Genomic DNA, 12,144 nt, shown 5'->3' with positions numbered 1-12,144 from the left:
ATAAAAGGGTTAGGTTAGCAATTAGGGTTCTCCAACCAATGTTTTTGAGCAGCAGAGACACTCGAACCTAATTCTACTTCATGCCCACTTTTCTTTAATGCTAATTCCATTGCAGCAAACATTTTTAACATATCAGCCGCATCTGTATATCCCATATGACCAAGTCGTAGAATTTTATTCTTCAATTTTCCTAATCCTCCACCTAAAGCGATATGGAATTCTTCACGCATCATTTTTCTAAATTCATCTGCATTGTCCAATTTTACCGCTGTTAAAGTAGGGCTAGCAGCAGAATCGTCAACGAGTAATTCAAGTCCTAGAGCACGAGCACCTGCACGGGTCATATCTCTAAGAGCTGCATGACGCTTATACTCATTCTCCATTCCACCGCCTCTTTCAATCATCTTAATGGCTTCAAGGAGTCCATTAACTAAAGCAATATTTGGTGTATAAGGTGTACCCACTCCTGAATCAAGTCCTTTTTTATATAACTTTAGGTCAAAGTAAAAAGATGGACATTGATGCTTATTAATCACATCCCATGCTTTGTCACTCATTGTAATTAAAGCCAATCCAGGTGGTAACATTAGTGCTTTTTGTCCGCCTGTTGCTACAATATCAATTCCCCACTCATCCATGTATAATGGAGTCCCAACTATTGAGCTAACTGCATCAACTAAGAAAATGGCATCTGTTTCACCAACTACTGCAGCAATTTCTTTAATATTATTGATAGCAGAAGTAGATGTTTCACAATGAGTCGCAAATACTGCTTTTGCTTCAGGATTATCTTTTAATGCTTTTCGAACATCTTCTGGATCGACGATATCGCCCCATTCTGCCTCTACACGAACAACTTTACATCCAATATGATCAGTTATTCCTTGTAGATACTCTCCAAAATATCCTACTACACACAAAATGATCGTATCATTTGGACCTACTGTATTGATAATGGCTGTTTCTAGTGCAGATGCCCCACTAGAGGTAAGCGGAACCACTAAATTCTTTGTTTGAAAAATCATTTTTGATTTTTCAACCGTTTCTAACAATATTTCCTGAAAGCTTGGGTTTCTATAATCCATCATTGGATGGTCGAAGCTATTTAGCATCGCAATTTGAATTTCTTTTGGAACTTGAACTGGTCCAGGTAATCTTAAATCCATTTTTTCTTTAAACAATGGTGTTCACCCTTTCAATATTTTTCATTGTCACTAATTCTATGTGCAAGAAGTGTGCCAAATTAGAAAATCCCTATTTTACACAATTTCGTATTTTTTTATAAGTGTTTCATGTTTCAATTTGAAACATTTACTGAAGGGGGTGTTCCACTAATGAAACAGTTCTTCTATGTAACCATCATGTTTATTAACACTGCAAAAAAATAAAGACGCTTAGTCATCACTAGGCGTCTTTGAGTGTAGAAAACATTAGTAAGATTCACTTTCCCAGACTGGTCTTGAAAACGCCTATCAGACAAGGCGCGCAACCGACCGAAGACGCGAATAGAAGTTGCCTTCCTGTGCGGACGAGTGAGGCTAGCAACAAAGTATGCGAGCGTTTGTCAACAGTCTGAGCGTCTTTTGTGTCTATTCATCTAGGTTTTCTTCTTGGCGTTTTGTTCTCAAATGATGAATATAAAGGATGGGGACAAGTCCACATATAAATATAATACCACCCAATATGAATCCATCAGTCATCCCAAATCCTTCAGTAAAATTCACTGCAATCCCTATAATGAATGAAATAGCAGTTAAGATAATAAGGGACAATATGGTTCCTTTCTTCGGAGACTTCTCATCACTTTCATGGTCAATACTTATGTTCATAGAGAGATAGACAGAAACGATGACCGTAACCATGAATACCATCCATAGTGGATTTTGTCTCATTCCTTCCATTCCTTTGGTGATCAAATCATACCCTAGAATCCCAAGGATACCCATTGTTTGAACAATGTACGCGATACGGATGTTTTGAAGGTTTTTTAATATTAAACGCTCATCTTTAATCTTTTTCAATTGTTCCCACTCTCCTTTTCAATCCAAAATAGGTCATCCAATGTTTTATGAACGGCATTACAAATATCAATACACAGCTTCAAAGTTGGGTTATACTTGCCTTTTTCAATTAAACTTATGGTTTGTCTGGTTACTCCGATTTGTTCTGCTAATTGCTGCTGGGTTAAACCAGCTTCAATGCGAGCAATCTTCACTTTATTCTCCAAATGGTTGTATCCCTCCTCATCAATAATTGTAACATATATATTCCATTATGCAATATATATGTTACATCATAATCGTTAATATATTTTCTTTTATAATTCGAAAGAATAAAAAAAGCACCAACTATTGTTGGCACTTATTTTGATATTCTGTTAGCGTGAAGTTTTCGGAGGTTGACACACGTCACATTTACGTTGGTGATTATTTTTAAATTTTGTAAATGTCTTCTCGAAATTGTTACCACATGCGCATTTAAATAATAACTTCTGTGAAAACCCGTGAAATTCTGTTGTGAGCAACTTACTTTCCGAATTTTGTTCAACAAATTCTTTTATTTTACCGATTGTCCATCTTTTATTCAAATTCATACACCCCATATATTCTTCCTAATGCTCAATGTTCCTTCGCATTCATTCTAATATTCATTAAGCCACTTATTATAGCATGTGCTATTGGACAAATAAATAGGAAGCGAATTATTCCGCTCTGCTAAGCTCTCTGCCTAATCAGAACTCCAGAAGTGTTAACAGTAGAATCTATGGATTAAGATGGTCAATGGTTGTTAGGCTTCATGACTAAATTGCCATTGGATATTGTACTTATCTGTCAAGCTTCCGTACATTTTGCTCCAAGGTACTTCTTGTAACTCCATCTGTACAGTACCGCCTTCTTTTAACTTTTCAAAAGCTTCTTTCATTGCTGCCTCATCACTACTTACATATGCTAGTGTAAAGTTGTTACCTTCACGAAATTCCATTCCTGGATAGTTATCTGAAAACATTAATTTGGTTCCTGCTATTTCTAGGTATGTATGCATAATTAAATCTTTTGCCCCAGGAGGTAGTTCTTCTTCAGAGTGCACAGACCCAAAAGTCATGAATGTAGGTTCTTCTGTTTTGAACACTTTTGCGTAAAATTCAACAACCTCACGAGTATTCCCATTAAAAATTAAGTATGGATTTAAAGCCATAAAAAACTCACTCCTAATATAAATTGTTTATTCAATGCCTTAATTTTAGCATTTCACTAGCATGAAGTCAAACATACGTTCCCATATCTATTGAAAACCTTTGAGTTCCATCTTTTCTACAATACTTTCTATTATTAAATCTATATTAGCGTAACCATGATAACGGACAAATATAACTTCTTTTCCTTTTGAAGCGAATACTTCTTTTCTTTCTTTCTCTTCATGAACAAGTAGATGATCGAGGTCTGGATGCTTTATTTCTTGGTAATCATCTAAACTGTCACTATAGCTATATCTTTTTATTAAATCAGTAAGTAGGTTATCTGTCATAATTGGAAATCTAAGCTGGAAGTACTTTGTTTCAAGAAAAGGTGTGTATTTACCGCTTTCGTCCCTCCACATTTCCCCTGGAATCATTCCGTTTTCGTCTGACTCATATTGCACAGGTGCAAATGGACTCCAATTCGTTGAAATACGATTTGACCAATCAACACCATTCTTCATAAATTCTGATTCCCCTCGAACCAAAGCAGGATTCTGTTCGATCTCAGCTAATCGAACAATCGGCAAGTTCGGACTTTCTGTAGGTAATGTTTTAGTGTCCATTTTTGCTAATTGTGTAAATGGAACGATCGCAGTCAATCCAGCAACCACTATAAAAAGAAATGATACTACCGAATTGAACCGATGGCGCTTCTTCCATGGGGCATGGTGGTCAATTGGTTTTCCTTCTATCAAACTTTTTCGTAAAGCGCGAATAGAGGTAGCTGCTAGTAGTGAATTATAGGCATGATAACCAATGATTATCGACAAAATCGTTTGTGTAACAGCTGCCCCCTCAACCAACATATAGGTTGGTGTTCCATCAAGAAACCACAACGAAGACAACATGCCAAGTATTAAAAGCAATGCGACCACAATGAATCCCGCATTTAAGATTAATTTTTTATCAAGTTCCTTTAATGTATAGGATTGCTCGGCTGGGTCTGTATGTATCTCTGATGCCTCACGCTCCACTGGTGATGAAAACACATGAAATCCTTGATAACCTGTAACATAATCCCAGCCACTGTCCGAATACAGCTCAATCTGTTCAGGATTCATTTTTCCTTTCATTGTGACATCAATTCTATACTTCATTTTTTTCGGTTCACTTTTCACAAAGTGAGCAAATATTCTTCCCATTTTTTTGAGATGTAACCCTTGAGCTGCCATGTCCGTAAACCAGCTTTCATGCTCACCAATTCGCCAATAGTCACTTGGCCGAATTTTCCAGACGATCTTACTCATTTTCATCACCACCCTCTAAGATTTTACCATCTTCAATTTGTGACTTAAGTCGCCTATACTCATTTCTTAACGCCTGTTCTCCATCTGCTGTAATTTCATATGTCTTTCTCCTGCCATCATCTTCTGCTAGCGAAATTAGCCCATCCTTTTGCATCCTTGCCAGAACCCCATACAGAGTCCCTGGTCCCATCTTGACCCTACCATTCGAAACCTCTGTAATTGCCTGCATCAATTGGTATCCATGGTTCGGGTGCATGAGCGCAAGTAGAACATAGTACATCGCCTCAGTCATTGGTCCTCCATTGTATGCCATTCTTATATCCCTTCTTTCTTTAGATCAGAGGGCAAGTGGAACTGTCCCTCCTGGAACAAAGTGTGTCATGTCCTCATACTCTTATATTATGTCTCTCGATATTATGCATAACGATATATCGCATAACATAATAGTAAGTGAAAAATGCCTAAATGTAAATATAAAAAAGCGACTGCATTATTTTTGCAATCGCGAATGAATCAATTTTCATTTAGAGGTGGAGGGAGAGACTCAACATGTTGTGTTAGCCTGCCTCCATCTTTCATTATACTCCACCATATCTTCGTTTTCGTTGACGAAAATCTTCTAGTGCTTTTAGAAATTCCTTCTCAGAGAAGTCTGGCCACAGAACATCTGTGAACCAGAACTCCGTATAGGCTAACTGCCAAAGGAGAAAATTGCTCAAGCGTTTCTCTCCACCAGTACGGATAAGGAGATCAGGTTCTGGGAGAGTTGCAGTATATAAGTATTTTGAAAACTGTTGTTCATCCAGGTCATCAAGTGATATTTTCGCATCATGCACATCCTTAAGCACAGCTTTCATGGCATCTAGTAACTCATGCCTACTTCCATAGTTGAGTGCAAAATTCAATAAAAGACCGTCATTGTTTCGGGTACGTTCAATCGCGTACTGTATCGCTTCCCTTGTATGAGATGGAAGGTTCGCCATATCCCCTATTGCCTCAATACGCACGTTATTGGCTATAAGTTCTGGCAAATAAAGATGAAGAAATTCCTTTGGAAGCCTCAATATCGTTTCAACTTCAAGCTTCGGGCGTTTCCAATTTTCCGTAGAAAACGTATATAGTGTTAAGACTTTCACATTACATTTGACTGCTGCCTTGACTATTTTTACTACAGCAGTTATTCCCTCTTTATGACCAGCTACCCTAGGTAAACCTCTTTTCTTCGCCCAGCGCCCGTTTCCATCCATAATGATTGCGATATGCTCTGGAGTATGACCTTCCCCATAAAGTAAAGACTCTTTCGGTTGATTATTTAAAAAAGGAATTTTCATTGCCATCGTTTCTTCCCCTTAATCTGTATTATCAGTGAGCAACAACTGCCCACCCCATCATTCTTCATCACTACGGTATTCTAAAATGTCTCCTGGCTGGCAATCTAAAGCCTTACAAATTGCATCTAAAGTGGTTAACCGAATGGCTTTCGCTTTTCCATTTTTTAAGATCGATAGGTTTGCCATGGTTATACCAACTCTTTCTGAAAGTTCAGTTACACTCATTTTTCTTTTAGCCAGCATCACGTCAATATTTATAATAATCGCCAATGTATTCACCTCAGACTGTTAAATCATTTTCATTTTTAATGTTGATCGCTTCTTGTAAAAGCTTTTTGAGTACAGCAGCAAAGACTGCAATCACCATGGAAGCACCCACAATCACCAATCCGATTAAGACAAGGCCTGGTGCGTCATCCCACTCTGCAATTATAAAGACGAATGGTAAAGCTAGCATATATAAGACACTGATTGTAATCGCACAGTTTCTTATTTTCTTTAAGGCTCTTACAGATAGATCCGAAAAAGCGATGTTCTTATCAATATAATTTAAAAGTGTAAAAGCTTGGTACAACGCAATGTAAAAGGGTACCGCCGAGATATACATAAGGGTTAAAATCCCAAGTACCATGTAACCCAATGTTGCACCATTTCCCGCTTCTTCAAATGCTACAATAGCAAGCCTTGGTAGTCCAAATATACAAAGAGCCAAAACGGGAATTCCCATTATGATGATCACTACTTTTAAAAAAAGTGTTGAAGTTTGTTTCATAAATAGCACCTCACAAATTTAATGTCAATTTAATTTAACATATATTTTATCGTTTTACAATAAAATATTGTTGTTTTTTATTCCGTTTTTATTGTTTACATGAATTGATTGGTATAATCTGTTTGGTGACTCATCACTATATACTCTCATTTTTAAAAAAGGTGTCAATGTTTTATTCATGTTTGTGATGCAGTTGTGGTACTGACTGGGACAAGAATTGTGGAAGGTTGATAGAGTGTTAGGGGAAGAATGGAGGGGGATTGGGATTAAAGTCTTGTCCTGTGTCGGAGAAAGGCAATCAATCGGACTTTAAATCTATAAAAAACTAGGTGACTGTCAGATTTACACATTGATTTGGATTTATATGGCTAATTATGCGTGCGGTGTGTCAGAATCATAGTATCAATCGAACTCGTAATTCTGAAAAGTTAGGTAAGGTATCCTTGCCTACAAGCAAGTACTAAGTCTCTCCAAAGCATGCTATCACTATGTAAAAATAATATATTCTATTTACTTTTTTTCCACTAAAAAAACGTCCGAATGGACGCTTTTTTGATTTAATCATAAATTCGACTGTACACCCAACCGAATAGAGAACAAGATGACCGCTGCATAGATTACGGTAAGGTTGATTTCCTATTATCAACATTGTCCCTGAGTAATGCATTTATTCCAAAGACAACCAATACAATTTTTACTTACTCACCTTATTCATAATGTGGTCTCGTTTTCGATTAATGTCTTTTTCGGTGATTTTTCACTTGATTCCTGAACGATGATTACGGCTATAATGACTAGGCCCATACCCACATATTGCCACATTTGCAAGGTTTCCTGAAAGATAAAAAAGCCAATAATAGCGGCAACGACGGGTTCAACTGTGGCAATAATGGAAGCGCGGCTTGATTCAATATACTGTAATCCTTTTGTATAAAGAATAAAAGCCATCATTGTAGACAAAAGTCCAAGACCGATAATGTACATCCACGCTTTTATATCTGCTAATAGATCCACCACCGACCAAATCCCACTGAAAGGTGTAACAGCTACTGCTGCAAAAATAAAGGTATACACGGTAACAGTAAGTGAATCGTATTTTTTAAGAGCAAATTTCCCAAAAATGCTATAAAGAGCATAAAAGAAACCAGAACCAATTCCGACAATTATTCCAAAGATGGATATTGTACCAGAGAAGCTCGGGAAGACACCTACAACAAAGGCACATCCTACGATTGTCGCTGCAAGGGCTATTATTTTTCGAATCGTTAATTTCTCTTTGAAAAGGAACCTTGCAAAAATCGTGACAAATGCTGGCGCCGTATAAAGCAAAATCGCTGCAACGGAAATGGAGGTTTCCTCTATAGCGACAAACATGCACCAGTTAAAGAAGACAATACTGATGATTCCTGTTCCAATAAAGTACTTGCTGTCTGCTACCTTAATTTTAAATCTTTGCGGATTTTTCAATAGGGTGTATGTAATCAGAAAAAGGGACGCCACAATCGCTCTTACCGTAACGACTTGTAATGGTGTAAAACCAATTGCATATAGATTGCTAACAAATAAGCCAATTATTCCCCATAATGCCGCACCCGCTGCAATTGATAGCCCCGCCATCTTTTTGCTCATCAGCGCTTCCCCCGATCTTTGTATTGCCTACTATTATCAGATTTCTTGATTATTTAAAATATTACACTCACTTTATCATAGCAAAAGACAAGAAAAAAGGGAGAAAACACACCTCTTAATTTGCCTTGATGGCATGTAAATAATTTTTTTCATCCACCCTTTGTTAAGAAGGAGTTTCTTCCTCACTCATGTAGCAATCCAGTCCATTTTCAAATAGTTACTTCCCACCAATCTTCTTTGAATCCTCTACACTAGAAGAAGGTGCCATACCGCTCGTTACGCGTGGGATAAAGCTCAGTTTTGTTTCGGACAGTACGATGGCAGATAAAATTAGGATCGCTCCGATCATCATTTTTACTGTTAAAACCTCACTTAAAATGATGACGGAGAATATCGTTCCCCATAAAGCCTCTGTTGATAAGATGATTGCTGCATTCGTTTCTGTGGTAAATTTTTGTGCAACAGTTTGTAATAAGAATGCAAGTGTCGTAGAGAACACGCCTAAGTATAATACATTCACCATACCTTCGGCTTCCATTGAAAATGTTGTCTCTCCTTTTAAAAAAACAACCAAAAATCCTAAAATTGTTGCAACTGCCATTTGAGTAATCGTTAATAATACTGGGTCTTCCTCTTTAACAAATTGAGCCGTATAAAAAATGTGAAAGGCGAATCCTACTGCACATAATAAAGTAAGCAGGTCCCCAATATTGATGCCACCAGAGAATTTTAACGATAAAACCCCAATTCCCGTAATGGCCAAAAAAGCGCCTAACCATTCAAACCTATCCATTTTCCGCTTATAAATAAAAAACGCAATGAACGGAACAATCACTACATTTACTGCGGTGAGAAAGGCGTTTTTGGATGGAGTCGTATATACCAACCCAACGGTTTGCAGGACAAAAGCCAAGTATAGAAAAAGTCCAATTACTGACCCTTTGATAATCGTACTTTTTTTGATTTGCTTTAGTTTCTTATAAAAAACAAGACTTAACAAGATAACACCAATTAAAAAGCGAATGGCAAGAATCTGATAAGGCGTGTAATGTTCAAGTGATACCGCACTTGCCACAAACCCGCTCCCCCAAATAATGGCTACAATCGTAAGTCCTATTTCTCCATAATATTTTCGCATGTAAACCTCCTTTTATTGATAAAATGTGGGAGAACCACAAACCGCAATTTTCCGAACTACTGTATAAGGAGACCTCCCAAAATAGTTTTAAGCTATACATACTTTTTTCATAATACGATATTTTCATTATTTTGAGGAACAAATATAAGAAACCATTTCCCTTGCTGCATATGATACATACTTATCTTTTTTTAAAATAATCCCTATTTTCCAGACAATAGAGGGGTCTACAATTGGTACTGCTTTAATTGAAGCAGAGTCAATCTTTTTTACAAGGGATTTTGGAAAAATAGAGACGCCAAGATTTTGCTTCACCAATTCTGTGATAAAATCCCAGTATGTACTTTGGTATATGACATTGGGACGAAAACCTACTTTTAAACACTCCCTTATAACCTGCTGATAGAGTGTAGAATCATCCTGAAAGTGTACAAATGGTTCGTCTTTTATGTCTACTAAGGAAACTTGCTCTTTCCTAGCAAGAGGATGTGATGAATGAACAAATAACATCATGTCTTCCTCAACAAAAGAATGAATATTAAATTCATCCTCCTCTACGGGTAATGGAGCTATACCTAAATCAATTGCTCCTTCTTTTACCGCTTCCCTTATTTTAATCGCACCATTTTCTACTAATTGTAGTGAAATATCTGGATATAAATCTCGGAATCCCTTTAGAATTTCTGGAAAAAATAAAAACCCAATCAGAGGAGGAACTCCAATTTTTAGCTTTCCTTTTTTCAAATTCATCATGTCGTTCAACAATAACGATAAATCATCTATCTTCTCTAAAATCTTTTTTCCTTCCTCAAACACAATTTCTCCTGCAACAGTTAACTCAATCTTCTTCGCTGACCGATCGATTAGTTCCACTTTCAACTCATCTTCAAGATTTCTTACCATTTTGCTAATAGTCGGTTGAGATAAGCAGAGAACTTGAGCTGCGCGAGTAAAGCTTTTTTGCCTTGCCACTTCAATAAAATAATATAATTGCCTCGTATCCATCGTTCGACTCCTTTATAGATTCATTTCATGATTATTATTCATACAATTCATATTAGCTATATGTAGAAATTTGTACAAATTTTCGTTCCTACTAGCAAACGTAGGCTACACAGGGATTATATACGAACTATAGATAAAAAGCATAATTTTTATAACTTATATTCATTTTACTTATAGTATGATTTCGGTTACATTAATATTTGTTAGGGATAATTTATCTTGGTATTAAGATTCTTTATTTCAATATTTTTAATTCCTGTTAATAAATTTCACTAATCATCGTGTCATTATCATAGGGGGGGTAGACAGAGTTCAGATAAGGAATAACGGAAGGAATTATCATATAAAAGTTTGTAAACGCTGCTTCTAACGACGTAACAGCTAGAATAAAGGGGAATAATTAAAATGGATTTATTAGGAATTTTAGGGATTTTGTTAGGGATTGCGACAATCGTTCTCTTTATTATTAAAAAGTTCAATATCATTGTTGCTGCACCTATTGCGACGATTGTCGTGTTGCTTTTTAACGACGTACCGATACTAGAAACCGTATTTGGTAAAGAGAACTCATATATGACGTCTCTAGCTGGGTTTATAGCATCCAACTTTGCAATTTTCTTATTAGGTTCCATCCTAGCGAAATACATGGATAAAAGTGGAGCTACTGTTTCAATTGCAAATAAAGTCTTGTCTGTAGTAGGAACCAAAAATCCGTACAACGCATTAGTTGCACTATTTATTATATCCGCCATTCTTACGTACGGTGGTATTAATGTATTCGTTATTATTTTTGCATTAATTCCAATGGCAAAACCAATTTTTAGACAACTTAATCTTTCATGGAAATTAGTTACCATCCCAGTATTTGGTGGTACTTCAACATTCACGATGACCATGTTACCAGGGGCACCTTCTTTACATAATGTTGTGCCTTCCACAGCATTAGGAACTACCTTAACTGCTGCGCCAGCTATCGGGATTGTCACTTCCATTGTAGCAATTATATTTATTCTTATTTTTATGAAAATCTCATTGTCCAGTAGCTTGCGTAAAAACGAGACATTTGATGTGGCGGAGAAGGTTGATCATAGCAAGGAAGCAACTCAACGTGACCTCCCACCATTTATTTTTAGTTTACTACCTATTATCGTGTTATTAGGCATCATATTACTATTTAGTTCTGTAAGTAACATTATCATTGTCGCTTTAATTGCCGCGATTGTATTAAGTGCAATTTTATTCCGTAAACAAATCGCAGCCCAGAAGGAAGTATTGAATCAAGGAGCTAATGAATCATTATCATCTACGATTACGACTGGTAGTACAATTGCATTTGGTAGTATTGCCACAAGTGTTCCTGCATTTAAAGGTGTATTCCAATTAATTCAATCTATACCAGGGCCTCCAATCCTATCATTAATGATTGGTACAGGTCTTATCGGTGGTATTACAGCTTCAGCCGTTGGTGCAATTGGAATCTCTGTTGCGAATTTCGCACCTATCTATTTAGACATGGGACTATCACCTGAAACGGTTCACCGTGCAATTGCAATCGGATCTGGAGCTCTATCAATTGTTCCTTACTCTGGATTCTTGATTATCTTTAACAATATAACAGGATTAACAATGAAAGATACATTCAAAAATGGATTTATCAGTATAAGCGTTACCCACTGGATTGCAATGGCTGTTATCGTTATCATGACAATCCTAGGTTTAGCTTAATAAGGTAGGACAATAAGAACTTTATATAAAGTGCTTTTTGTAAATAAATAACGATTAAT

General features: G+C 36.6%; 14 protein-coding genes. 1 reads left to right on the top strand and 13 read right to left on the bottom strand.

Features of this window, described 5'->3' with window-relative positions:
* Nucleotides 1-14 precede the first annotated feature (14 nt).
* From ACWPVE_RS11985 to ACWPVE_RS11925, 13 genes are all read right to left on the bottom strand, one after another.
* On the bottom strand, nucleotides 15-1,181 hold the full coding sequence (locus ACWPVE_RS11985; RefSeq protein ID WP_453993611.1) for a pyridoxal-phosphate-dependent aminotransferase family protein: 1,167 nt from the start codon (nucleotides 1,179-1,181) through the stop codon (nucleotides 15-17).
* Nucleotides 1,182-1,589: 408 nt separating this feature from the next.
* The gene (locus ACWPVE_RS11980) at nucleotides 1,590-2,021 is read right to left on the bottom strand and encodes a hypothetical protein (protein ID WP_453993609.1); all 432 of its coding nucleotides are present in this window, start codon (nucleotides 2,019-2,021) and stop codon (nucleotides 1,590-1,592) included.
* Nucleotides 2,018-2,227, bottom strand: a complete 210-nt coding sequence (locus ACWPVE_RS11975) for a helix-turn-helix transcriptional regulator (protein WP_453993607.1) — start codon at nucleotides 2,225-2,227, stop codon at nucleotides 2,018-2,020. The genes ACWPVE_RS11980 and ACWPVE_RS11975 overlap by 4 nt, the downstream gene beginning before the upstream one ends.
* 150 nt (nucleotides 2,228-2,377) lie before the next feature.
* A complete protein-coding gene (locus ACWPVE_RS11970) occupies nucleotides 2,378-2,587 on the bottom strand; it encodes a hypothetical protein (RefSeq protein ID WP_453993605.1) in 210 nt (69 codons plus the stop codon).
* A 200-nt stretch (nucleotides 2,588-2,787) separates the two neighbouring features.
* On the bottom strand, nucleotides 2,788-3,195 hold the full coding sequence (locus ACWPVE_RS11965; RefSeq protein ID WP_453993603.1) for a VOC family protein: 408 nt from the start codon (nucleotides 3,193-3,195) through the stop codon (nucleotides 2,788-2,790).
* An 87-nt stretch (nucleotides 3,196-3,282) separates the two neighbouring features.
* Nucleotides 3,283-4,485 (bottom strand): DUF2812 domain-containing protein, encoded by a 1,203-nt coding sequence (locus ACWPVE_RS11960; protein WP_453993601.1) that lies wholly within the window; start codon nucleotides 4,483-4,485, stop codon nucleotides 3,283-3,285.
* A complete protein-coding gene (locus ACWPVE_RS11955) occupies nucleotides 4,478-4,798 on the bottom strand; it encodes a PadR family transcriptional regulator (protein ID WP_453993599.1) in 321 nt (106 codons plus the stop codon). The genes ACWPVE_RS11960 and ACWPVE_RS11955 overlap by 8 nt, the downstream gene beginning before the upstream one ends.
* Nucleotides 4,799-5,063: 265 nt before the next feature.
* The gene (locus ACWPVE_RS11950) at nucleotides 5,064-5,822 is read right to left on the bottom strand and encodes an isoprenyl transferase (RefSeq protein ID WP_453993597.1); all 759 of its coding nucleotides are present in this window, start codon (nucleotides 5,820-5,822) and stop codon (nucleotides 5,064-5,066) included.
* Nucleotides 5,823-5,873: 51 nt separating this feature from the next.
* Nucleotides 5,874-6,086 carry a helix-turn-helix domain-containing protein gene (locus ACWPVE_RS11945; protein ID WP_453993595.1) on the bottom strand — a complete coding sequence of 71 codons (213 nt, stop codon included), beginning with the start codon at nucleotides 6,084-6,086 and terminating at the stop codon, nucleotides 5,874-5,876.
* A 10-nt stretch (nucleotides 6,087-6,096) separates the two neighbouring features.
* The gene (locus ACWPVE_RS11940) at nucleotides 6,097-6,588 is read right to left on the bottom strand and encodes a DUF2975 domain-containing protein (protein ID WP_453993593.1); all 492 of its coding nucleotides are present in this window, start codon (nucleotides 6,586-6,588) and stop codon (nucleotides 6,097-6,099) included.
* 711 nt (nucleotides 6,589-7,299) lie between these two features.
* Nucleotides 7,300-8,217 carry a DMT family transporter gene (locus tag ACWPVE_RS11935; protein WP_453993591.1) on the bottom strand — a complete coding sequence of 306 codons (918 nt, stop codon included), beginning with the start codon at nucleotides 8,215-8,217 and terminating at the stop codon, nucleotides 7,300-7,302.
* Between the two features lie 217 nt (nucleotides 8,218-8,434).
* Nucleotides 8,435-9,355 (bottom strand): DMT family transporter, encoded by a 921-nt coding sequence (locus ACWPVE_RS11930; protein WP_453993589.1) that lies wholly within the window; start codon nucleotides 9,353-9,355, stop codon nucleotides 8,435-8,437.
* A gap of 126 nt (nucleotides 9,356-9,481) precedes the next feature.
* On the bottom strand, nucleotides 9,482-10,360 hold the full coding sequence (locus ACWPVE_RS11925) for a LysR family transcriptional regulator (RefSeq protein WP_453993587.1): 879 nt from the start codon (nucleotides 10,358-10,360) through the stop codon (nucleotides 9,482-9,484).
* Nucleotides 10,361-10,765: 405 nt separating this feature from the next.
* On the opposite strand from ACWPVE_RS11925, the gene ACWPVE_RS11920 reads away from it, so the two are divergent.
* Entirely contained in the window at nucleotides 10,766-12,085 is a 1,320-nt protein-coding gene (locus tag ACWPVE_RS11920) for a GntP family permease (protein ID WP_453993585.1), read from the top strand.
* Nucleotides 12,086-12,144 lie beyond the last annotated feature (59 nt).

The organism is Bacillus nitroreducens (assembly GCF_964021195.1).
Note: the sequence above shows the minus strand (reverse complement) of the source record. Positions and strands in the feature narration are given on the sequence as shown.